This is a genomic window from Bacillus cereus group sp. N21 (assembly GCF_016483395.1).
In the GTDB taxonomy this organism is placed as follows: domain Bacteria; phylum Bacillota; class Bacilli; order Bacillales; family Bacillaceae_G; genus Bacillus_A; species Bacillus_A pseudomycoides.
Window position 1 is genome coordinate 1 of record NZ_JAEHBX010000047.1, and the last position, 23,727, is coordinate 23,727.

Consider the following 23,727-nt stretch of genomic DNA (forward strand, 5'->3'; position numbering starts at 1 on the left):
GTCTCGTGGGCTCGGAGATGTGTATAAGAGACAGATATATATCTAAAAATAGTTTTTAATGGTAGAATATACTTGTAATATTAATTTAGGAGGGATTTTTATGTATAAAAAACTTACAATTGGCATTCTATCAGTTGGTATTATTTTCATAGGAAATAGTGAAGCATTTGCTACTAATAACTATAATGCATCTCACCCCAAAAATTTCACAGAAAAATTTTCGAATTTTACATTACCTAGCATAAATAATACAATGACAAATTTAGAAAGAATCTATGAATTAAGTATCCCCGTTGGATACCCATACTATTTGCCTTCTAAAATCAGTGCAAGTGGAAATAATTTATATAAATATAAAATAGTACTTAAAAACCCATCAGAAGATTGGGAAATAAATTATTCTAACGGCGAAGTAGTTTGTGGAGTGGAGGGGAATATTAAAATTGAGGTTTTTGATGAATATAATATTCTAATTTCTACTTACATAATAACAGCCGGCGGAATTTAAAATTAAAATACTGATTATTCAAAACCTTTAAATCATTGATAGCCAACTACAGTATGCTAACTATAATGTGTTTACTTTAAAGTAAACACATTATAGTTAGCTATTTCTATTTAATAATTATCTAGATAATTATTATGTTGCAAAACAAAATAAGATTATTATTTTATTAACTTAAATAAAAGTCAGTATTTCTTGTAAACGGTATAGCTCTGTTTCTGGGTTTTTAGTATATTTCATAAATTCAAAATAGCAAAAAAATATTTTGCGAGTTAGATTTTTTAAAAAAATCGCCTGTGAAATTCGCCCCTTATTATGCCATATTTGGTCCCCTAAAAAACTTTACAACAAAACCTTTGTTAATGTTCACTTATCATAAGTAATACTCTCTCTTACAAAAGAAAAATCAAGTGTTTTTCTTTATCTTTTTATGCTATTTTTTCTTAATTCGTTTACAAGGATACTTAACATTTTCTTTGAACTTTCCGCCGGTTTAAGATCACCTACTACCGTTTCAGCTACATCTCCTTTTAAATTAGACATTATAACTACTGTGTCCTTATTGCACATTTCAAGTAGCACAAATTTGCAAAAATCACATGGCTCTATTGGTCCTTCAGTATCTCCTATAATTGAAATCGCTTTAATTTTTTCATCGTTAACAAATGCAGAGAAAATAGCAGTTCTCTCTGCACAAACTCTTGCTGCTGTGATTTTATTTTCTATATTACATCCACGATATATTTTACCTGTCTCTGTGAAAACAGCTGCACCTACTGCCATATTACTATAAGGAGAATATGATTTTTTTCTAGCAATCATAGCTTCTTCTATTAGTTTATTTTTATCCAAATTACTTCCTCCTTCATTTTTTATACTATTTTTTAATATTGTTACGAGTTTTGACCACAATATTTAACTAACCGTTTTTGCAGGACTTTCAATTTTGAATTTTTAAATTTAGAAATTATCATATCGATATAGAAATCAGAGGTGTTATCTAATTGAAAACTGTATTAGGTCTGCCATTAATATAGGAAAAATTATCGGTATTCCTTAAGACTAAGTACAGTTTTTCATCAAAATAATCCCTCATTAGCTAGAAACTCAAACTCGCTCTTATCTATTCACTACATATAATTAGTACTTATTAATAAAGATAATAATTTCTTATATCTCGTTTTTAAACCAAGCAGGTTTTAATGATTCAAAGTATTTATGATCTTCTAATACAATGTTTAGACGGTCTAACATTTCTTCTAGCTGCTGTGGTGCTGATTTTATTGACCAGACGACTGAAGAGAATATAGTCATTGCTACATAAACAGAATATAAATTCCAAAACTCCTCCATTGTCTTGCCACCAAAATATCCGTGAATTTGTCCAATTGAATACGGTATGCTTATATTTCTCCCAAACAAAGCTATTTTTACAAAATCATGTATTGGATCTCCCCAATCAAATCCATTAAAATCAATTACCCCCATGTATTGTTTATCCTTTACAATAATATTTTCGATATGAAAATCATCATGTTGAAATTGATTTGGACGATTTTTTAAATAGCTTTTATTGCTCTCAATAAATTGGATAATTTTTTCATCATTTTTTATTTTAATTCCACAATTTTTATATTCCTCTAAATATCTATAATGTTTCTGCATTGCTCGCTCATCCCAAGGTTCAATAGTGGAAGGTGCTTTATATAAATGCATTTTAGCTAAGTCTTTTCCAGCTTCTATTCCAATTTTATATTGTTCTTCATTAGTATATTTAGGTAGCAAAATTTTAGCGTCTTTTCCTTTAATATAGGAATATAAGTTATAGCAAATCCCTATATCTTCAAAAACACCTAACTCAATCGGTTTTGGAGAGTTAACCTCTAAGTTATGCATTTCATTTAAAATTTGAAACTCTGTATTTTTTCTTTCGTATTCCTCGATATTACCTGTTCGAAGTAAATATTTTTCATCGTTATCAAAGAATACAATATATTTTTTATCCGGAGAAAAACCTTTAGAAATTTGTTCTATTCGAGTAGCAGACCTAAGAGAATGTATTCTCTTTTGAAGTAATTTTATTTTATCCATAAAAACCTCCTAATTAACTTTATTAGAAAATCAATATTTTCAGTAAACTATGTATTATATATATTGCACTACTGCTATTTAGTGAATTAATCGTCACTTAGTAAAACTTAAAACGAGAGCTTCTTAGTATCACGCCAAAAGTAACCTTTCGTCTCCCTGAGCGTTACTTCAGGATGCCCCCCTAAACCTCCAAAACTTGGCTGTCATTTTAGTACAGCTGCTATTTTACTCAGGAACCGAATAGCTTGTTTTCACACTCTATTTTCTTCCTGTAACCTCCCTCTATAAATGTTGATGTTTCAACGGTTTGAGCCGTTGTAAGGGTGTCAAAAAATTTTTTCCGACACTTTAACTAACAGTATTTTTAAAATATGTGAAACTCTAACAGTAATTAGGTACGCTACGCGGTCACTACTGGATAAAAATGGTTGTAGTGATACATTCATATACGATGCACTGCGGATCTCTGCGTTGCTTATGATGATGTACCCTCCCATGTCTCTTGGCATCTTTCGTGCCTACATTCCTTCGTTCGGTCTAGTCATAAGGCAGAGGCTAGCGAAGCTCCTATAGGGACTCGTGGTCGAATGGATGAAATAGTGCCAGCTTCTCCGTGTCACCCAGTTGTCTAGTAATTGAAGTGAATGTAGTCGTTACATCGCCTCTTCGAGCTTTGGAATGTCTTGTATCATTCGTTTGACGTCAAATACCACGTGCTTCGTACTGATCGCATGTAACACCTTGAGAAGTTTCCCGCATAAAACCACAATCGATTGTTTCTTACGTAACGGATTCGTCGGCCGAGTTGTGTAATATTCGTGCAATTGACGAAACGCTTCATTGTGCCGTATTAATGGCATGATTACTCGAAAAAGAAGAGTACGAAGCTGTCTTCTTCCACGTTTTGAAATTCGTTTTTTTCCTTTGTGTTGACCAGAGGAATTTTCTCGTAACGTTAATCCCGCAAATTTTAATAGCTGGCGTGGATGCCCATAATGAGAAAAACTTCCGATTTCGGATAATAAGTCAACAATGGTGGTATCTCCAAGACCAGGAACGGTTTGAAGCCATTCATATTCGGCAGATGCTTGAACGAGAGTCGTCAGTTGTTCTTGAAGGTCTTCAATCTCTTGTTCCAATTGGTGGTAACGACGAACAAGTGTGGCAATTTCGATACGTGCCATCTGTTGTCCTTCTGTTAGACCAATCGATGAACGTGCACAATCAATTAACTGAACGGCTTTCGGTCGTTGTGGAGATTTGATTCCCTCCGTTTGCCGATAAAGGTTCAAAACATCCTCCACTTCTTTTTCAGCGAGATCTATAGGGAACGGTGTACATTCCAGTGCAGCGAGTGCCATCTTACCGAAAGAAGGAAAAACTTGCGTGAATTCTGGAAAATACCGATCTATCCAGCGAATTATCTTGTTTTTCACGATGACTAACTCTTCCACAAGGTTGGTACGAAGTGTAGATCCCACACGTAATTCGGCTTCCACCTCTTTCAAAATACGTGGATAACTAAAGCGACCGTCTTTGACAAGTCTTGCGATAACAAGTGCATCCTTCGCATCGTTTTTCGTCTGAAGATTGTCATCTAGTTCTTTCGAACGCTTGACATGCATCGGATTGCATACGACAAGAGGAATACCTCGTTCATTGAGAAAATACGCCAGATTCAGCCAGTAGTGACCAGTAGGCTCGATCCCAATGATGACGCTTGTTTTGCCAAATTGTTTCATCGCATCAAGAATTTTCTCGTAAAAAGTTTCAAACCCTTGTCTTGACTGTGAAACAGGAAAAGATTTTTTCAGAAGCAAACCTCGTTCATCTACCATACAAGCATAGTGCGTACGTTTTGCGATATCCATGCCGATAACGAGTGTTTGATCAGTGACTTGATTAATTTTGTGATTTTGGTTAAAATTCATATGGTCCTCCTTGGTATTCAAATTAGGGGTCAATCCGTCCAGATTTGACACCCCGCATCATACCAAGGGGGATTTTTTTATTCAAGTCCCTGAACAAACTTCTAACAGGAATGCTCCTATTTAATTATTAAAGATATAATTTCAAAAACAGCACTCATTTTACCATTGATTTTATTTTATATCAATCTATCAATATAGTAATGTTTTATCTAATTTAGAGGGAACTACACCACTATCAAGAAAAAAGGGGGCACTTATTTTGATTAGAAAAAATTGCTCAATTTAAATCTGTTGAAAAATACATTCATTCTATTCAACAATCGGGCCAGATAATTGTGGGAAATGGGGAAAACGAGTTAGCGACAGTGATTACCCTTGAATAATATCTGAATATTCGTTATTATTTAATTGATAATATTTTTATTTTGCTTAAACTAATACACAAGACCTTTCGGGTTATAAGAATTATTGTAAGCCTCTTGCAATAGCACTTATTTCTTCGAAAGGTCTTTTTGTGTTAATAAAAATTAAGGAGTGGTAATGATGACAAGAATTATATCTTGGAATGAAGTAATGCAAAAGCAACATATTGTAGGGACAATACTGAAAAATGGATTAGTAAATAAAAAGGTTAGTCATGCGTATCTATTTAACGGGGAAGCAGGTACTTTAAAAAAAGAGACAGCTCTATTATTTATTAAAAGCCTATTTTGCTTAGAAAATTCAGAGAGAACACCATGTAATGATTGCCGAAATTGTAATCGCATAAATAACAACATTCATCCTGACGTAGTTATTATTTCACCAGAAGAGGGTGGGAGTATTAAAAAGGAACAAATTCAGCAGTTACACAAGGAAATCTCATACACATCTACTGAACTCTCAAGAAAGATTTATCTTATTGATCGAGTTGAAATGCTAACAATTAGTGCTGCTAATAGTTTATTAAAATTTTTAGAAGAACCGGATGGAAATACAACAGCCATTCTTGTTACAGAAAATATACAAAGGGTTCTCGGTACGATTCAATCTAGATGCCAAATTCTAAACTTTCTAGATACACCTATGGGAGAATACGAAGAAGAATTTTCTGCAGCTAACCTATCTCAGGATATAGTAAAGCTTTTAACTCGTATGACAAATAATATTGATAAAGCTATATCACTGGCAAAAGAGCAGTGGTTTATAGATCTACATGTGCAAGTAGTCTGCTTGATGAAGAATTTGATGGAACCTGCAGTCTATATAGAAATAATAAAGTTATTAAAATTAATAGATTCAAAAGAAAAAGAGCCAATTCTATTTAAATTTATAAACATATGGTTTAAGGATGTACTTTATACTTTAACGAAAAAGAAGGATTTTATAACTTTTCAAAGTCAAATCAATATTTTAGAGCTACATGCTGAAAAACTGGGTGTAAAAGGAATTGCTGATGCAATAGAACTTTTAGAAAAAGGTTATATAAGAAGACAAGCGAATGTTTCGTTAAATCTTGTTCTGCAAGAAATGTTCATTAAGATGCAAAAAAATGTATATATGGTTGCTTTGTAAGGGGGCAAATCAATGTGGATAGAACAGTTAAAAAGGATAATGGAAAGAAATGTGTTGGGCTAGAAGCATTTTTTGCTGACTACTGGTGGTGCACTAATAGTCTTGGTGAAGAGGTGAGATGAAAAGATATGAAAAAGCATAATAAAGCATATATATTTCGTTTGTATCTAACAGAAGAACAAGCATGTCTTATGCGTGAAAATTTTGGTTGCTTGCGCTTGTATATAATAGAATATTGGCGGAACGTAAAGAAGTATGTGAGAAATACAAAGGTAATAAAGATCAACTACAGAAACAAAAACTTCCAACGCCAGTAAAATACAAAGAAGAGTTAGAATGATTGAAAGAAGTTGATTCATTAGCTTTGGCAAATGCTTAATTAAACTTACAAACTGCTTATAAGAATTTTTGAGTGGTTAAGATTACTTCCAAACATTCAAAAGTAAAAAAGATAGAAAGTCTTATACAACGAATGTATTAAATAGAAATATTAAATTGGTAAATGGTCATTTACGTAGTTATCTATAGAAGAAATAAAAGAAATTATCCAATTATATATAAAATAACACCTACAAATATGGAGTGAACCCTGTGAGAAAAATAGGGTTTAAAAGCGCAGTTAAACAACCTGAGTTTGATATTGATATGGACTCAGGTTGTTTGATTTTTGGGGAATCTTTAATGATTATAAAATTAAAGATATTGGTGTATGGTTTCCTTATAAAGTTGTACCGCCAGCACAATTTCATTGTTAACAAAATAATATTAGGTTGATAATGCTTCCATTTGAATGATCAAATTTTCCTTTTCTATACGAATTACACACCCTACCTAGAGTAATAATATTAGTATGGCCAAGTTTTATAGATTTATTGTAATTATCCTAAAGCTTTTACACTAGAATTAGAAAAGTGTTACGCCAATGAATTGTTTTCTGTACCATGTTGCTATTTGACAATATTAGAGGCATAAATTGCTGTGAATAGTAAAGCAGTAAACATTTTTTTTTTTTTAATATTATGAATCAAAGGTGAGAAGTGGTTAAACTTAACGTCCTGTTCTTTATTTGAAGCTGTAAATAAAGAATTGTTTAGAAGTTAGTTGCATACTCAATTTGCTAGGAGAGTATATTTAATATTTGTACTAGCTAATTCATAATGTATTATAGACTTTTGAAAGTATAACCGTATTGCTTTTTTTGTTTAGAATGATTTACTTTAATTTTACGTTTGGATTTATTAACTTTTAAGATGACATCATATCGGAAATTACGCAGTTCATTTGATATGGACCCAATTTTATCAGAAATTAATACATCCTCTATAACTTCTCCGCATTCAATTTGAAAATCATCAAAAAATTCTCTTGGAATAAATAATTCATTCTCAAATTGAGTATTATTTCGATATTGAATTTCTGAAGTATTCTTTTGAAATTTTTTAATGCTGTTTATTAAGTTTTCTTTCTGTTTTAAATCCATGACATCACCTATGAAAAGAACCCCTGTTTCAGGAACAAGTGAAATCATTTTCTTTAATACATCACGTAGATAATTAAATCCGTGAAAATATTGAGAAACGCTGTTCATAACTAAAACATTAAACTTTTGTGGGGATAACTGGTCTATTTCGTCAGCTTTCAAACACAAAACTCTAATATTTGTCAATTCTTGTTTTTTAATAAAAAGACGGTTCTGTTCAATCATTTTTTTAGACATGTCAATGCCTGTATAGGTACGAACAAACGGAGATAGTTCATACATGGTTAATCCAGAAGCGCAACCAATCTCAAGGATATCCATTGTTTTTGATAAATGAGGTAGTAATTTTTGTTTTATATTAAAGATATACTCATCCATTTCTTGCTGAGAAAAAGGTTTTCCAGTATAGCTACTGAACCAGCCCCCTGCAGAAATATTATTTTTTGCTCGTCGATTAATAATATCCCAAAGAGAAGGATTCATGAGTTGATTAGGTTGTATTTCTTCTAAGGAGTGGGGATTTTCTACGCCAATACAAACATATGTATGAAAAGAAGGACATTCCCACTGTAAAAGATTAGCTGCTTGTATCCATTGAGAACTGATAAATAATGTGTTTATTTGGTGATTGCATATTTCATTTTTTAAGTTAGAAATTTCATCTGTAGGTAACACAATGCAAGAGATACCATTTGATTTTGCGATAGTTTGAATTATTTGTGCAGAAGTTGAGTCTGTGAGAATCCCCCATTTTTCATTTGTATTAAAAAGTGATTTCTCTGATAGAAAATGTTTAAATTGTTCAAGAGTTTCTGTGCAAATAGACATTTATTCACCCGCTTTTTTTAGATTGAAACAGTTATTTTATGAGAGGCTTGTTTTCAATTAATTCTATAATGCTCAAAATTGATGAAAAACGTTTTGGGTGAAGCTCATTGTCATCAAACTCAATATTAAACTGGCTTTCTAATTTTATGATTAAAGAAACAGTATTTAGCGAATCCATTCCAATAGTTTTTAGGTCATCTGTAGCTTTGGGGCTTTCTGCCAATTTTAAGGTTTCTACAACCATTTTTGTAATAACCTCAATTAAATGTTCATTATTTAAAGTTTTCATTTCCATATTATTCTTCCTTTCATTACAAAATTATTTATCAAAGAATTATCTTTTCTGAAAAAATATATATTTCAAAAAAATAGATAATTATTAAAGTTAAATATATTTATATTTTACATATTATTCACAAAAATTCAATTGTTGTGTATAATATATTTTGTTATGTGCATTATTTGTATAAATACATTAATTATTTTCTTACATAGGGAGATGAATTATTTGTCGTATTCACTTTTTTCAAGAGGTACATCTAAGGTGATATTAATTGCAAAACATAACGTTTCTTCAATGGTAGAGTCTTTAGTTTCACCATATATAACATATGAAAGAGTTTCAGAGCTTCCTGAAAATACATGGACCATTATTGGTGGAAGTTATAAAGGTTTACAAGTAGAAGATTTAGAAGTAGTGGAATACAGTACCCCAGAAGAGCCGGATTGTAGATACTTCTACAATGGAAACCGAAAAATAATTTTGATTGATACCCCAGAAGAAGACCGCTGGATTGCACAACATGCCCTTCGCTTGATACGTGTTCTTTTAAGACTACAGTGTTATCAAGAGGGGTTTATTTATGTACATGGAGGATTAGTAGAGATTAACCAAAAAGGTGTTGCTTTTGTTGGACATTCCAGAGCAGGAAAAACTTCTACTATTCTTTCACTCCTAGCCTATACTTCAGCCCGATATGTAACAAATGATGATATTGCTTTTCAGTATAACGAAGATAAATGGCTGGGATATGGATGGCCTCGATCTATGTGTATTCGAAGGGATACACTAGAGGCAATTAAACCTTTAAATTCTATTTATCGTTTAAGTAAGCAAAATCATCCATTTAATGAGGATTCTAAAAAACATGTCTTTATTTATCCGAAGGAGTTAGAAGAATGGTTTAAGCGTTCTGTTTTAGAAAAAAGTTCTGTAGATATGTTGATATTTCCTAAATTCCTACCCCGTGAAGAAATTGGAGCAAAAATTAATAATTTGACATCTACTGAGGCAGCCGAATTATTGTATGAAAATATGGTTATAAATCCAGGGAAACTGAATGAATTTTTACTACCATATTTTGAGCTTCCATCTAAAGCGTCCTTGATTAAAAATTTGGAGGGAATATTACAAGCCATTCCTTGCTATGAGCTTAATCAATCTTTTCAATCATTGGATGAGGGAGCTAAACAAATCCAAAAACTTGTAGACAAAGAACAACTTTCATTTATATAAAAATTGTTGAGTTATTCTAAGTATGTGAAGTTAATAGTAATGTTTTTGATATTTAGGTGATATTACTTCATTAATAGAAAAAAGTTGTTGTAAAAAAGAAGGTTGGTGATTTATGAGAGAGAAAGAATATAAGCATATGTTAAATGAAACGCAGTATTTGAAAATCTTAGAATATCTACAATATAACTATCAAATTGAATTTAAAATAAATATTAACTATTTTTTTGATACACCCAATCTAGATCTAAGTAAAAAAGGGATTACATTGCGTGTACGACAAATAAATTCTAAATTAGTGCTCGACATAAAGATGCCAGGCGTAAAGAATGGTTATCTTATTCAACGTGAAGAAATCTCAAAAGAGATTAAAGAATTTCCAATTTTTATTAATTTGAGAAACCTTCCTATTTATGAAATCATTCCTGATGTCAAAGGTGCTCAATTAATTGGTACATTGGTTACAGAACGTTATAGTTGTAAGGTTCAAGAGGGAATTATTATTGATCTTGATAAGAGTAGTTATCTGGGTGCCTTAGACTATGAATTAGAAGTTGAATTTCATTCTGATTTTGAAAAAGAAGCGTATGGTTTTTTCCAGAAACTGATTGGTGATTTAAAAAGAAATGAAAAAGTTATAGGTAAAAAGAGCCGTTTTATTAGACGTTTATGCAGCTTACAAAGTACATATTAAGAGTAGGGAGGGGTTTTCATGCTTTTACAAAACGACCAAGTTCAACTCACTAATGAACAACAGTTATTAATTTTAGCTTCGCGTCTTCAACTTACAAAAGAACAAGAAGATGAAATTCAAATGCTACTTGATAAAGGGATTAATGTTCCTTATTTGATTGAATTAGGTACTCGTCATAAGGTATTACAACTGATTACACCACATTTGATTCGAAATGACAAATATAAGAGAATCAACACGTCATACAAATATCTTTTGCAATATAACTATATTGGAAATAGATATAAGAACGAGTCTAGGTTTAAGGAAATTATACCAATTCTTAAATCTTTTTATGAGAAAAATATTAGAGCAATTCCATTGAAGGGAAGCCTGTTGGCTCCGCAAGTATATAAGGATTTAGGTTTACGTACAATGACTGATCTGGATTTTCTTATTTCGCCAGATACTAAAACTGATGCATCAAAAGCGCTGAAAAGCATTGGTTACCAAATGGGGAGTTATGATTGGACAAATAATAAAATTGTGCCCGTTTCACGTGAAGATGAACTAATGTGGCATATGAATGCAGGGAACTTGTATGCCCATGTTAAATTAACGGATGAAGAATTTTTACGCGTTAATCGCGTTGATTTTTCGTATGATGTAGATTTGAAGAAAAATTACGATGCAACATACAAACTACTGGAAGGAGCAGTTGATAGTGTTTTGTTTGGTATACCGACCAAGATATTAGATCCTAATGATTTTTTAATCCATTTGGCTTTCCATTTGTACAAAGAGGCAACAAATGTACAGTTTGTATTTCTGCATGTTGACCTAAACTTAATTAAATTTTGCGACATTCGTGAATATGTTCTGTATTTAGAGGAAATTGGAGAATTAGACTGGGGAAAATTAGCAAAACGTGCGGTGGAACTTAATGCAGAAGAAGCTATATTTTATTCCTTGTATTTCACGGATTATATATATGGAGGGAATTTTTCTGATCTGCTTAATAAGGAATTAAAAATTAATGACTTATCATTTTTGGATAAGTATGGAGAGGTAGATTATGGTTCTGTTAGAATGTGGAAAAAAACATTTGTAGAACGTTTGTTTAGTGAAAATAATTCAGATGAAATTGAAACAAACCCTTCTGTACAATTGCTGAAGCGAAAATAAAGTACATATGTGTGTATGAAATATATGTATTCAAAGTAATACTTGATATAGAATTTATTTTAATAATGTCACATGTAACATTATTAACTAAAAGTCGAGAGACAATTTCGCCGGTTGCAACGTTAGGTTTCTCGTAAAGTATAAGAGAAATGGGGGAAAGCCGTTTCGTCAGAACAAGCAACATTATAAAACTTAAAAAGCGAATATGAAACTTAGGAGAATGTAAAAATATGACTATTAAAATTTCGTATTTACGTTTGCAGAGCATTATTCCAAATTAAAGTAGATTAGTTTTATAAATAGAGTGATGATAAGCTTTAAAAAGTTTTATAAGGTTTTGACAACGGGATAAGAATGCCTTTTTGTTGGGGATTACCTGTTGATACAGAGTCTTTGGAAACAAATGTGGAACAAGCCATTTTAGCAGAAAAACATAATTTTGATGCTGTTTTAGTTGGAAGTAAACAGAAGGCGTTGGATCCGTGGGTGATGGCTAGTCACCTCAGCAAATTTACATCCACTATCCGTTTTCTGGTAGCTCAGAATACTAATCAAGTAACACCTATTCATAGCTCTAAATCGTTACACTCCCTTGCTTATATTACCAGCGGTCGAGTAGATATCAATATTGTGTCAGGAGGAGCAGTACAAGAGATTATAAATATGGACAGTCATACAAACCGTTATTCAAGAACAAAAGAGTTCGCAGAGATTTTTACAATATTAAAAAATCAAGGAGAAGTTTATCAATACAAAGGTGATAACTTTTTTGTGGAAAAATATAATTTGTTTCCTAAACTTAATAAGAGTTTTATTTCTAATGTTTGTGTTGCAGGAAGTTCAGAAGAAGCTATAGATATTGCAGCAGCTTATGCTGATATTTACTTAGTTTATGCTAATGATTTGAAAATAATGCAAAATTGGTACTCTATGGTGAAAAGCAAAGCGGAGAAATTAAACCGTAATGTTACTTGTGGATTACTTATTGATGTAATTGCTCGTGAAACATCTGAAGAAGCTTGGCAAGAGGCATATTGTTTGGAGAAAAAATTCACACCCATGCAAAAAAAAATGAAAAAATTGTATCTTAATACGGTAGATTCGGTAGGTACTGAAGCGCATCGGACATTACTAACTTATAAAAATCTTAAAGTTGATAAAAATTTATGGGCAGGCTTAGCACAAGTTTCAACATCTGTACCATTGTCAATTGTAGGAAGTTATCAAGAAGTAATAGATACAATTAGGAGGCTGCAAGAAATTGGAGCAGAGTACTTTATATTTTCTGGTATAGTAGGTAAAGAGAAAGAAATAGTGCGGATTGGTGATAATGTACTTCCATATGTAAAATAATTTAAGGACTAAAATGAAAATTTTATTCGTTAGATATGGCGAATCTGAGACTGATATTTTTAATGGATAAGATGGACATAGTTATTAATGATTGAATAATAAAACTATTTAGTGTTATCGAGAAATTACCCAAAGGTTATTAGAAGATTTGTTTGAAGACATTGTAATATTAAGTGAATTGTAGTGTACAAGCAAAAATGCGGAAACCCTAGTGGAGGTTTTAGGTTGTCTAGTAAGATGCTTGAATGAGATTCATGAGAGAGATAATAAGGATTTAGCTGAAGATAAATTTAAAAAGGTTAATAATCTATTGCATTTTTTCTAAAATCAAAAGATTGGTTTGGTTGAAGAAAATTAAAAATAATTCCACTGAAATCCAGAATATTCTTCGTTATTTAAACCGAAAAATAACTGAAATAAAAGTGCAGCTATAGTTACCCGTAGCAGAATAATTGTACATTTAATTGAGAGTTTTTAACCCTTTCGTAACTCAGGCGTTATTTTACCTGACTATAGTAAAAAAGGGTGCCATATTCAATTTACAGATAGTACAACTTGTTTAAAATAAAGGAGGAAAACGGATTGAATATAAATGATTTTCTATATAGTAAAGAGTTGAAATTTACATACCAGCGCTCATTTACCTTTGCTGGTATTCGTTTTAATATGCTAACCGAAGAAAAAGCTGCTTTAGAGGAAATTGAACAATATATTTCGCCTATTTATGATGAACGGGAAAATTTTGTTGAAAAAACTGTAGAAGTTCGTTTTATAATTGATCAAAAAATGGAAGCTGTAATTCGTGATCTTTGCTATGAAGAGGGAGAAACAGTTACAGCAAAAACAGATATCACCTATAAAAAAGTCAAACAGGATGATATGACCCTATATACTTCTGATTTAGGCGAGAAACCTCATTCAATTATTGTATATAATAATAAATTTGCAGTGATAGGTGCAGCAAAGTCTGTATCTTCGATTCGTGGTCCATTGCGTGTAATCCGTGAGGTAGCATTACGAAAATTAGAGAATCAGGGTGGATGTTTTACCCATGCAGCTGCAGTTGCGTTCGATCAAGGTAAAGCAGGAGCTTTGATTATTGGAAACAGCGGTGCGGGTAAATCATCTATTATGTGGCACTTATTGATGCACGGTAGTGCAGATTTTATTACAAATGATCGTTCTATTTCATTACTCGAAAAAAATCAACTACATGTTTTTGGGTGGCCAATGTGCCTTCGACTTGGCATGGGAATGGTTAAAGCAACAACAGATGTTAATGAATTAAAAAAGCGTACATACAGCCGTGAACAAACAACTGGATTGTGGGAGCAGGATGTTAATAATGATGAAGAGGCCAAGACAAATTGGGGGAACAAAGACAAATTGGAAATTACACCAGTTGAAGCATCGGAAATTACAGGTGCAAAAATACGTAGTCGTACGCTTATTAATGTATTATTTTTCCCGCAATTGAAGATTGGAACAGGAAAAATCCGTCTAATTCCTGCAAATGATATAAAAGCAGAAGAAATTCTGCGTGATAATATTCGTGAACCTGCAGATGAGGATTACGGTAGGGGATGGTTGAATCAACGTATGGTCAGTGATACATACTTAATAGAGAAAAGTAAAGATATTATTGAGCATCTTTCCAATTTACCTCGATTTTATATCGTTGGAGATCCACGCTATTTGTTAGAAGCAACACCTGATTTATTAGCTTGGACAAAAAGTGAAAATATATCTATTTAGTATATGAACTAATGGGATAATATAGCTTTCTAAAGATAATAGATAAGTATGGTTATTATGTAAGCCCGAATTATAAAAAACAAGCGCACCTTTACGGTGCGCATCACAAATAGCCGTATATCATTCATTTTTTCATGAGATATACGGCTATTTTATCTTCTACATGCTGTTTGGATGTTTTTGGACCATGGCATGTATTGATTTAATATTTCTTGGTTGCGATGGATGTCTAAGTTTGGTAGATCCGTCAGTAACTTCACGAGGTACTGATAGAAATCCACTCCATTCGCTTTTGCTGTTTCTGCGATGCTCAAACAGATAGCGTTGGCTTTGGCACCAGCTTCATTTACGGAAAAAAGCCAGTTTTTCCGACCGATGACATTTGGACGGATGGCGTTTTCAGCTGGATTATTATCCATTTCAATGCGCCCATCCTTCAAAAATACTTGTAGACCGTTTACTCGATTGAGCGTGTATTCGGCTGCTTTGGCGAGCGCATTTTTTCCAAAGAACGGCGACGTTTCAACCCACTCTAAAAACTTTTCCATGATTGGCTTTGCGTATTTTTGCGGTTACTTGGAGATAAGTGCTTAAAATTTTTCTCTAATCGGTATAAATCATCACAATATTTTACACCGATTTTCCCATTTTTACTGTCCGCCTTTAGCCAATATCGACGAACATGCGCCCAACAATTCGCAAAGGTAACACCTTCTATCTTGTCGTAAGCTGAGTAACCGTCGCATACAATCGTTCCAGAATAATCTTAATAAAGCTCTCCAGCACAGACCGAGCGCGTGATAACGAGCTTTGAAACAGAATTACTGTTGGTCCCTGACTAGGTACACTACGATACACCCAATTATAAGCATTCGCTTCCCCGGATTTCCCATCAGAACGGTTGATAATTTGTGCGTACGTTTCATCAATATGTAAAATGGATTTAGCCATCATGAAAGACTTCATTCGTTCATAAATCGGTAATAACCAGTCATGCGATGCACGAATGACCCAATTGGAGAGATTTTTGTCATCTTCGTTGGATGAGAGGTCCCGGTGCTTTTCCGCGTTTTATCTGTGCTTTTTGTAACGGATTATTTTTACATGTTTTACATTCATACGCATGTTCAATGTGTTGCACTTTCAACATTTTCGCCGGAATAAATGTTGCTTCCTCACGAACCAACGTACTTCCAATTTCAATCATTTGCTCTTGGCAACAATAACATTGTGTATGTTCTGGATAATGATGAATCGCTTCTACCTCTATATCATCATGTAATGAATCATTTCGTTTCTTCTTTTGAATGTTTCGTACAACAGTATAAGAGATCGTCTGTTGGTTTTGTTGTTCTGTATACTCAGAATAAGTAAAAGACGGGTCATCTTCAAATAATGACACTTGCCCGTCTGGCGCATTATATTTCGCTTTTTCTGTTTTTGATCCATATAAAAGCTTAGTTAACTGGCGTACTTGCTCAGTTAATGCTTCAATTTGTTTTGATAAATCTTTGTTTTGTTGCTGCATATAAGCTAATTGTTCTTCAAGAATTTGAATAACTTTTTTATCATGAGAAGAATTCACCAGAGCACTCACGACTTTTCATTCAGATTCGCTATTTCTATTATACTTAGTTTACTTCGTAGACCCAAGAAGAAATAACGATGAAACAGATTTTAAATACACCTTTCGTTGACTGTGGAATGGTCTTTGGCTGTTAAATTGATAAACCTTCAAGGAGCCAACGAAGTTCTTGTTGTGTAAGATTGTAAGATTACGTACTTCCTTTTCATCCTTAGGCCATTGTAATTTGCCGTTATCCAAACGTTTATAAAGCATTGCGAAGCCGTCACCATCAAAATACAAACATTATTAGCGGTCTTTGCTCCAGCTCGAAAACAGGAAAATGGAATCGCCATAAGGATCAAGTTCGAAAGAATCTAGAATCAGTTTTGCCAGCCCATCAATTCCTTTTCTCATATCTGTCTTGCCGCAAATAATGTATATGTTTTTCACCTTTGTGTAATCGTATTTCACAGAAGCTTCAACTCCTTCATAACTGTTTGGATAATAGGTTCATCTGTGCTGTTGAAGAAGGAAATTTCAGTATTAACTGTTTTAATCGTGCAAGCAGGATAAGAGGAAGGCCCTGCTGGTGAATGGGTTACAAAAGTTTTTTTGTTTTCGCTATGTAATGTAACGGGGACGATTGTCAATTTTTTGTGTGGCATAGAAAGCAACTCCTTAAATTGATACTTTTATAGTACCGGCGGTGCAGCTCTTTTTATAGGCGTTGTTTGAGTACGGGCTTACGTTATTATCAATTATAAAATTAATATTGGTACGTGATAAAGAGTCCTCTTCTTTCCTAAAGAAGAGGACTCTTTATCACGTTTAGTAATTTATGTAGGTTTGAAAGAAATTCACGATGTTTTAAAAAAGTCGCGAAACTATTTGATTATACATAATTTTATTTTGTGATTTTAATCAATCTTGTTCTATAAAAACTCCCACCACCATAAAATAAAACCTACACATTTTGATCAAACTTTGCAGCATACTTTTGATCAAAATTTATCTCAAACCTACAATTTATTAGAAAATGAATAAGAAAATTATAAACTCAAAAGATTATAGGGTTTAGTACAAAGAAGAAACTTAATCAATTTACCGTAGCAATTGATTAAGTCTTAAGATGCGCTTGGAAAAACGTTCATTTTCTTCTGTTGAAATTAGTGCCTTTAAAATGGAACGGGACAGAGGTTTAGCTTTTTTTTTGTTGGAATTTAAAAAGATACTAATTCCGAGTTTACAATCAGGTAGAAATCCAATATAAGCATTAAATCCATCTTTCTCACCACTGTGTTCTAATATAGTATGCCCTTCGAAACGTTCAATAAACCATGAGAGCGCAGCTCCTCTACTCCAATCTGGTAGCATCATAACAGGACTATGCATTTCACGTAGTGATGTAGGGGTAAGCAAACTATTAGGGTTTTGTTGAAATTGCATCGATAAGAATTTTGAAGTGTCTATCACAGTGGAACATAATCCGTTTGATGGTTCACGCCATCGGATATCATCTGAATTTATAATTAGACTATTAGTACCATCTTCTCCCGTTTGATAACCTACTGCCATTTTAGGGTCAGAAATACGGAAGCCGCTCTTATTCATTTCAAGTGGCTCCAAGATATGTTCAGTTAAATAATCAATATAGGATTGTTTAGAAATCTTCGCTAGTAAGTAACCTAAGATAAAATAACCTAAGCTTGAATAGTTAATATGAGACCATGGGGGAGTGACAAGTTTAACTGCATTGATGGATTTTTCCAGCATATTTTTAACATTTTCTTCATCTTTAATCTGGTATCCTACTCCTTTAGGCAATCCAGAAATGTGTGAAGCAATCATTTTAAACGTAAGTTTTTTTTTCTCTGTATAGGAAGTTTTAAGTTGTTTTAGTAGTGGCTCGTATATTTCTAAGCTATCATCTAATTGCAGTTTTCCTGCATCACGTAAAAGCATTAACATTAGACCTGTGAAAGGTTTGGTAACGGATCCAACACGATAAATGGTTTCCGCTGTAGCAGGAATTTTAGATTCAATATTGGCATATCCAAAACCGTGACTCCAAATAATTTCTTGGTTTAATACGATAGCAATTGAACAACCTGGAATATTGTCTTGAATTAAGCTTTGATCCAATTCAATTGATAATTCAGATAGTTTATCTTGTAAATTTTCTTTATTATACATAGATAGGCACAAGTTATCCATTACCTTTCTTTTCATAGTTTTGTTTAATATACTAGCATAAGTTTTAAAAAATTTCTACAAATAAAATATTCATAAAATTTGTTATTAAACAAAAAAATAGAAAATTCTAATTGAACAAATAATTCGGATATGTTAAATTAAAAATTGTTAATATTTCCATAAGATGAAATTTTATGATGTTTGAATTATTGAGAAATAGATAGTATTAATTATAAGAATAGAAGGAGTAACAAAAATGACAAAAATGACAAAAATAAAAAAGACAATTTTCCAATTGCAAAATAGTAATGATTATGATATAGAGAGTATTCCCTATGAATTGGTAGAACGTAAAGGTGTAGGACACCCCGATACTATGTGTGATGCAATTGCCGAACGTGCTTCGAGATACTATTCAAAATATTGTGTTGAAAAATTTGGACGAGTTGCCCATCATTGGTTTGATAAAGTTATGTTACTTGGTGGTGATGCGGATGTTAATTATGGTAAAGGTGAGCTAGTAAAACCGTATCAGGTAATATTTGCGGGCAAAGGTGCTTATTTATTTGGAAATCAAAAAATTCCTCTTGAGGAAATTCTATTTCAAGCTGCAGCGGATGTTTTATCTGAAGTTACAACAGGGTTTGAACCTAAGAAGCATTTAGTGATTGATTGCCGCATTGTTGATCACCAAGGAGCAGGAAGAAAAAATTCTCGTTATCGTCCTATGACATTAGATGAAATGATTGAAATAGGTGATAAGAGACTGGTTTCTAACGATTGTAATTTACTACATGCCCATGCACCACTAAGTCGCCTAGAAAAGCTAGTTCTTTACACAGAGCAATATATAAATGGTTCTGATTTTAAAGGAGATAATCCAGATACTGGTTGGGATGTGAAAATTTTCGGGAGTCGACAAGGAGAGCACTTTAATTTAATAGTTAACATGCCCTTTTTAGCAAAGGATATTCATAATTTAGACCAATATTTTAATAGAAAAGCAGAGTGTCAAGAGCAAATTGCGACGTTTATTGAAAATACTCTTGGATTAAAACCAGAGCTAATGCTAAATGCTACAGACCGTAATGGTCGTCCCTATTTAACGGCTCTTGGTTCAGTAGCTGATACAGGTGATGTTGGAGTTGTAGGACGAGGAAACCGTCTAAATGGACTAATTACACCAATGCGTTCAATGAGCATTGAAGCACCAGCTGGTAAAAATCCTCTGGATCATACAGGGAAATTGTATGGTGTTTTAACACAAAAAATTGCTGATAAAATTTATGAGGAAATTGGAAAATCAGTAGAAGTGCACATTTTTACATCAAAAGAAGCACCACTGGATAATCCAGATGAAATTACGGTAAATATTCCTAATTGGGATGAAAATTTAGGTGAAAAGGAAAAAATCGAAAAAATTGTTAATGATTTTATTAATTCAGTAGATAAAATAACTCATGAGTTAATATTTCATGGTATAACAATGTGGTGATACAAATGCCACCAAAAATGAATGAACAGATTTTGGGAGCTATCGAACATTGTTTACGAGATCAAGAGAAAGTACTTGATTTTTGGATTAGAGAATATGAATTTAATCTCGAACAAAATATGGATGTGAATCAATTTATCATCATGCTTAAACCAGAATTAACAATGATTGAGGAAGGGGTTAATGTAAAAGCACTTCTCAATCGTATTCTATCTATGTTAAAAGAACATAAAATTAAAGTGAAATCAGCCCGTATATTGTCTTCTTCTTATTTATTGCAGAATAACCTTATGGAAAAACACTACGGAATGCTTAATCAGGTTTCTAAATTCGGTCTTGAAAAGATGTCTATAGAAGCTAGAAATCGTTTATTCAAAAAATTCCCTTATGCTATTAAGGATACAAAGAAGGTATTAGGTGGCCATCAGTTTTTGAGTAAACATCCGAATTTTTCCTCTTATTTCTTAGAGGTGTTAACCCGTAATGTTAAGGTAAATAAATTAGGGGCAGGCATATATGCAATAGAAGCTGTAATTGATGGTGAAAAATATGTGATTCTCAATCCTTTTCATCCTTGTCAAGTAGAATGGTTCACTTCACCAGGTAAATCAGTGGTCTTGTTCGAATGTAGTTCTTCACGGGAGATGAAGAGCATTCGTCGAGAAACGATTGGTGCAACTGATCCTCAGGATGCTGTACAAGGATCAATTAAGCATATGTTACTAAAGGAACAAGAAAGATTTGGACTTTCAAATATTTGTACTAGGTTTAATGGAATCCATATTTCACCAGGCCCTATTGAGGGAATGGCTGGTTTAATCCATTATTTTAGCGATTCAAAACGTACGATTTCATTTTCAGAAACAGCTTTTGGTAACTTGCTTTTAAGAAATGGGTATTCTGAAAAACAGATTCATAGCATTTTAGAGAACCCTGAGATTCAAGTGGGGGATAGAATCGGTGCAATCTTCGAGTTAACTGAAGATTGTAATTCGAATGAATCTTTAGAATTATTAAAGGCGTATATGGGTCCTTTTTAAGTTTGACTTTAAAAACATTACAAAAGTTTCAGCACTTTTTATGTAAAAGACAAAAATATTTCAAAAAACCGGAAATTACAGGAGTAAAACTAGTTAGATTAAGCCATTTCATGTTTACTTAAGGAAATTAGGAGGAACGATGAAAGGAAAAAAAATAGGGAAGCGGATTTGGATTGTGGGACCACCAGGAGCTGGGAAATCGACTCTAGCTCAAATTCTACAGGATAAGTTAAAGTTACAGCATTATGAACTGGATAGTTATTTTTGGATGAAAAACTGGACAAAGGTTGGGCAGGAGGAATTTGAAAATTCCGTTAAATTTTTGGCGCAATCAGAAAAATGGGTAATTGATGGGCAATATTCATCACTTCACAAGATTTTATTAGAATGTGCTGATACAGTAATTTGGTTGGATGTCAAACGTCCAAAAATAATGTTTCGAATTATTAAGCGAGCATTTCGACGTCTCATACAACAAGAGGTACTTTGGAATGGAAATAGAGAACATTTGAAAAATGCCATGAATTTTTTTAGCTACACATACAAAGTTTACCCAGAAGTAAAAACTAATAATCAAGAATTATTTGAAAATCTAAATGGACGTAGTGTAACTTGTATACGTATACAGTCATCTAAAGAATTAGATGATTTCTTGAAGAACTATGAGGGCAAGGAAAACTGGGCATTTAATTGAAATGAAATATTCTTATCGGTTCATGTATGTTGGTTTACTTGTAATGATTTTAAAAGCAAACTGATAAAAATTAAGGTGAAATTGGGAAGATGATAGCTATGGTAAAAAGAGACAGTATGGCAGAAAGAAATCAGCTAGTATGTAATGTGATGCAAACCTGGTTTTTAGAAAAGCCAACAAAAATTGAACCATTAAATGGACAGAGTCCAAATTATGGCTGGAAAATAACTTATAAAGATATTCATTATGTATTACGAAAGTGTGTACGTAATCATTACTTGCCGTGGTTAAAATATTTAGAAACACTTACTAGTGAACTTATTCAACGCGATTATCCTATACAAAATATGATTGAGTCATTTAAAGGGGAGAGAACGGTACTTTATAATGGGTGTTTTTGGCAACTAAGGCCATTTATAGAGGGGCGTTTTCATCAGATGGGAAGTGAAACAGACGAGCAAGAAGTTATAAAAAATATGATTCAATTGCATTCGATGAAAAACTTACCAAAAGGTCCCCCAAACCCTAACTGTCAGCTTTTTCAGTGGATATATCAACCGAAACAAAGCTTGAAAGCTACAGGTAATGCCTTATTGCAGTGCACAGATGAAATGAGAGGTTCCCATTTATTTGCTGTATATGAAAGAGAATTAAAGACAGCTTTAGAAGTCCTAACACCAGAAATTTATGAGAAATTACCTGTCTCTCTTACTCATGGAGACTTTCACGCAAATAACCTTCTGTACAATGGGTCAAATCTTATTATGGTTCTTGACTTTGATACAGTAGAGTTTAGGCCTCGAATATATGATGTTGCGGTTGCAGCGTATTTACTAACACGCGTAAAACGTGGGGCTTTTAAACTGGACATGAGTAGGACTGCAAAGTTTATTAACTCATATTCAGTTGAATGCAATTTATCTGAGTATGAATTAAGATCTATAACACCGCTGATCCAACTACTTTATCTGCCGACAGCACGTTATCTTAACATGTTGCGTAAGGAGTCTCCACATCTTTTAGCGTGGTATCTTGAATGGTCATTTGATGCATTAATATCTGTTCGTAAGCAACTAAATATGGATTGCTTTTTGTAGTATAGGGGGAATAAATTATGCGCGTGGCGGTGATTACTGGTGGAAATCGAGGCATTGGGGAAGAGATTTGCAAACAACTTAGCTTACTTGGGTATCAGGTTATATTGACAGCTCGAAATATTCAAGATGCGAATGAAGCAGCCTCAAGAATTGCAAGGAATGTTGTGCCAGCTTCCCTTGATGTAACAGATGATGAAAGTATAATACGATTGGTTGATTTTGTTATTTCAAAATATAGTCGGATTGATGTACTTGTTAACAATGCAGGAGTCTTTTTGGATAATGAGATTGATAATCAATTTCCTAGCGTGCTTAATATGGATATAAAAGTTTTGCAAAACACGTTAAATGTTAATTTGTATGGCGCTTTGCGACTTATAAAAGCCTTTTTTCCATATATGAAGCTAGCTAACTATGGACGAATTGTAAATGTTTCAAGTGGAATGGGAAGAATAACAAGTTTAACGGCTTCTAAAGATATTCGTCGTGACGCGCGAACTGGCCCATATTATAGAATCTCAAAAACAGCACTAAATGCATTAACTCGAATTGTTGCGGTGGAAGGATTCGATTCAAATATTCTTGTTAATGCAGTTTGTCCAGGGTGGGTACGAACAAGAATGGGAACTCAAGAGGCAATCCGTACTATAGAAGAGGGGGCACGTGGAATTGTATGGGCAGCAACTCTAAAAGATAATGGTCCAACGGGTTTACTTTTTAGAGATGGTCAACCTTTAAATTGGTAAATGAATTTATATAGAAGAAAGAGGATG

19 protein-coding genes and 3 pseudogenes are annotated in these 23,727 nt (G+C 33.0%); 13 read left to right on the forward strand and 9 right to left on the reverse strand.

Annotated features, from left to right (window positions below):
• The first annotated feature begins 100 nt into the window (after window positions 1-100).
• On the forward strand, window positions 101-508 hold the full coding sequence (locus JDS96_RS21480) for a hypothetical protein (protein WP_199667968.1): 408 nt from the start codon (window positions 101-103) through the stop codon (window positions 506-508).
• A gap of 417 nt (window positions 509-925) precedes the next feature.
• Here JDS96_RS21480 and JDS96_RS21485 read toward each other — a convergent pair whose 3' ends face one another.
• The 3 genes from JDS96_RS21485 to JDS96_RS21495 all read right to left on the reverse strand — a co-directional run bounded on the left by JDS96_RS21485 (window position 926) and on the right by JDS96_RS21495 (window position 4,527).
• The gene (locus tag JDS96_RS21485; RefSeq protein ID WP_199667969.1) at window positions 926-1,357 is read right to left on the reverse strand and encodes a cytidine deaminase; all 432 of its coding nucleotides are present in this window, start codon (window positions 1,355-1,357) and stop codon (window positions 926-928) included.
• Between the two features lie 318 nt (window positions 1,358-1,675).
• Window positions 1,676-2,596 (reverse strand): aminoglycoside phosphotransferase family protein, encoded by a 921-nt coding sequence (locus JDS96_RS21490; RefSeq protein ID WP_199667970.1) that lies wholly within the window; start codon window positions 2,594-2,596, stop codon window positions 1,676-1,678.
• 653 nt (window positions 2,597-3,249) lie between these two features.
• Window positions 3,250-4,527: an IS110 family RNA-guided transposase gene (locus JDS96_RS21495; protein ID WP_199668000.1), complete on the reverse strand. Its 1,278-nt coding sequence runs from the start codon at window positions 4,525-4,527 to the stop codon at window positions 3,250-3,252.
• A gap of 543 nt (window positions 4,528-5,070) precedes the next feature.
• On the opposite strand from JDS96_RS21495, the gene JDS96_RS21500 reads away from it, so the two are divergent.
• Both JDS96_RS21500 and JDS96_RS21505 read left to right on the forward strand, forming a co-directional pair.
• The gene (locus JDS96_RS21500; protein ID WP_242479958.1) at window positions 5,071-6,081 is read left to right on the forward strand and encodes a DNA polymerase III subunit delta'; all 1,011 of its coding nucleotides are present in this window, start codon (window positions 5,071-5,073) and stop codon (window positions 6,079-6,081) included.
• A 128-nt stretch (window positions 6,082-6,209) separates the two neighbouring features.
• Window positions 6,210-6,597 (forward strand): annotated as a pseudogene (locus JDS96_RS21505) (helix-turn-helix domain-containing protein); the annotation flags it as partial.
• A 646-nt stretch (window positions 6,598-7,243) separates the two neighbouring features.
• On the opposite strand, the gene JDS96_RS21510 reads toward JDS96_RS21505, so the two are convergent.
• Entirely contained in the window at window positions 7,244-8,389 is a 1,146-nt protein-coding gene (locus JDS96_RS21510; protein WP_199667972.1) for a class I SAM-dependent methyltransferase, read from the reverse strand.
• Window positions 8,390-8,420: 31 nt separating this feature from the next.
• Entirely contained in the window at window positions 8,421-8,684 is a 264-nt protein-coding gene (locus JDS96_RS21515; RefSeq protein ID WP_199667973.1) for a phosphopantetheine-binding protein, read from the reverse strand.
• A gap of 213 nt (window positions 8,685-8,897) precedes the next feature.
• On the opposite strand from JDS96_RS21515, the gene JDS96_RS21520 reads away from it, so the two are divergent.
• From JDS96_RS21520 to JDS96_RS21540, 5 genes are all read left to right on the forward strand, one after another.
• Window positions 8,898-9,905 (forward strand): phosphoenolpyruvate carboxykinase (ATP), encoded by a 1,008-nt coding sequence (locus JDS96_RS21520; protein ID WP_199667974.1) that lies wholly within the window; start codon window positions 8,898-8,900, stop codon window positions 9,903-9,905.
• A 112-nt stretch (window positions 9,906-10,017) separates the two neighbouring features.
• Window positions 10,018-10,596 carry a CYTH domain-containing protein gene (locus tag JDS96_RS21525; protein ID WP_199667975.1) on the forward strand — a complete coding sequence of 193 codons (579 nt, stop codon included), beginning with the start codon at window positions 10,018-10,020 and terminating at the stop codon, window positions 10,594-10,596.
• An 18-nt stretch (window positions 10,597-10,614) separates the two neighbouring features.
• Entirely contained in the window at window positions 10,615-11,760 is a 1,146-nt protein-coding gene (locus tag JDS96_RS21530) for a nucleotidyltransferase domain-containing protein (protein WP_199667976.1), read from the forward strand.
• Window positions 11,761-12,114: 354 nt separating this feature from the next.
• Window positions 12,115-13,113, forward strand: a complete 999-nt coding sequence (locus JDS96_RS21535; RefSeq protein ID WP_199667977.1) for an LLM class flavin-dependent oxidoreductase — start codon at window positions 12,115-12,117, stop codon at window positions 13,111-13,113.
• 582 nt (window positions 13,114-13,695) lie between these two features.
• Window positions 13,696-14,868: a phosphoenolpyruvate carboxykinase (ATP) gene (locus tag JDS96_RS21540; RefSeq protein ID WP_199667978.1), complete on the forward strand. Its 1,173-nt coding sequence runs from the start codon at window positions 13,696-13,698 to the stop codon at window positions 14,866-14,868.
• A 152-nt stretch (window positions 14,869-15,020) separates the two neighbouring features.
• Here JDS96_RS21540 and tnpC read toward each other — a convergent pair.
• The 4 genes and pseudogenes from tnpC to JDS96_RS21565 form a co-directional block, all read right to left on the reverse strand.
• Window positions 15,021-16,465, reverse strand: a pseudogene (gene tnpC, locus JDS96_RS33485) (IS66 family transposase).
• Between the two features lie 39 nt (window positions 16,466-16,504).
• Window positions 16,505-16,906 (reverse strand): annotated as a pseudogene (gene tnpB / locus JDS96_RS32320) (IS66 family insertion sequence element accessory protein TnpB).
• Window positions 16,903-17,100 carry a hypothetical protein gene (locus tag JDS96_RS21560; RefSeq protein ID WP_199667981.1) on the reverse strand — a complete coding sequence of 66 codons (198 nt, stop codon included), beginning with the start codon at window positions 17,098-17,100 and terminating at the stop codon, window positions 16,903-16,905. Before JDS96_RS21560 ends, tnpB begins: the two are co-directional and overlap by 4 nt.
• 436 nt (window positions 17,101-17,536) lie before the next feature.
• Window positions 17,537-18,649, reverse strand: coding sequence for a serine hydrolase domain-containing protein (locus JDS96_RS21565; RefSeq protein WP_199667982.1), 1,113 nt, complete (start codon window positions 18,647-18,649; stop codon window positions 17,537-17,539).
• Between the two features lie 235 nt (window positions 18,650-18,884).
• Here JDS96_RS21565 and JDS96_RS21570 point away from each other — a divergent pair, with 235 nt between their 5' ends.
• From JDS96_RS21570 to JDS96_RS21590, 5 genes are all read left to right on the forward strand, one after another.
• A complete protein-coding gene (locus tag JDS96_RS21570) occupies window positions 18,885-20,123 on the forward strand; it encodes a methionine adenosyltransferase (protein WP_242479959.1) in 1,239 nt (412 codons plus the stop codon).
• A 5-nt stretch (window positions 20,124-20,128) separates the two neighbouring features.
• The gene (locus JDS96_RS21575) at window positions 20,129-21,163 is read left to right on the forward strand and encodes a DEAD/DEAH box helicase family protein (protein ID WP_199667983.1); all 1,035 of its coding nucleotides are present in this window, start codon (window positions 20,129-20,131) and stop codon (window positions 21,161-21,163) included.
• Between the two features lie 139 nt (window positions 21,164-21,302).
• Window positions 21,303-21,857: an AAA family ATPase gene (locus JDS96_RS21580; protein WP_199667984.1), complete on the forward strand. Its 555-nt coding sequence runs from the start codon at window positions 21,303-21,305 to the stop codon at window positions 21,855-21,857.
• A 98-nt stretch (window positions 21,858-21,955) separates the two neighbouring features.
• Entirely contained in the window at window positions 21,956-22,954 is a 999-nt protein-coding gene (locus JDS96_RS21585; RefSeq protein WP_199667985.1) for a phosphotransferase enzyme family protein, read from the forward strand.
• 17 nt (window positions 22,955-22,971) lie between these two features.
• The gene (locus JDS96_RS21590) at window positions 22,972-23,700 is read left to right on the forward strand and encodes an SDR family NAD(P)-dependent oxidoreductase (protein WP_199667986.1); all 729 of its coding nucleotides are present in this window, start codon (window positions 22,972-22,974) and stop codon (window positions 23,698-23,700) included.
• The last annotated feature ends 27 nt before the right edge of the window (window positions 23,701-23,727 follow it).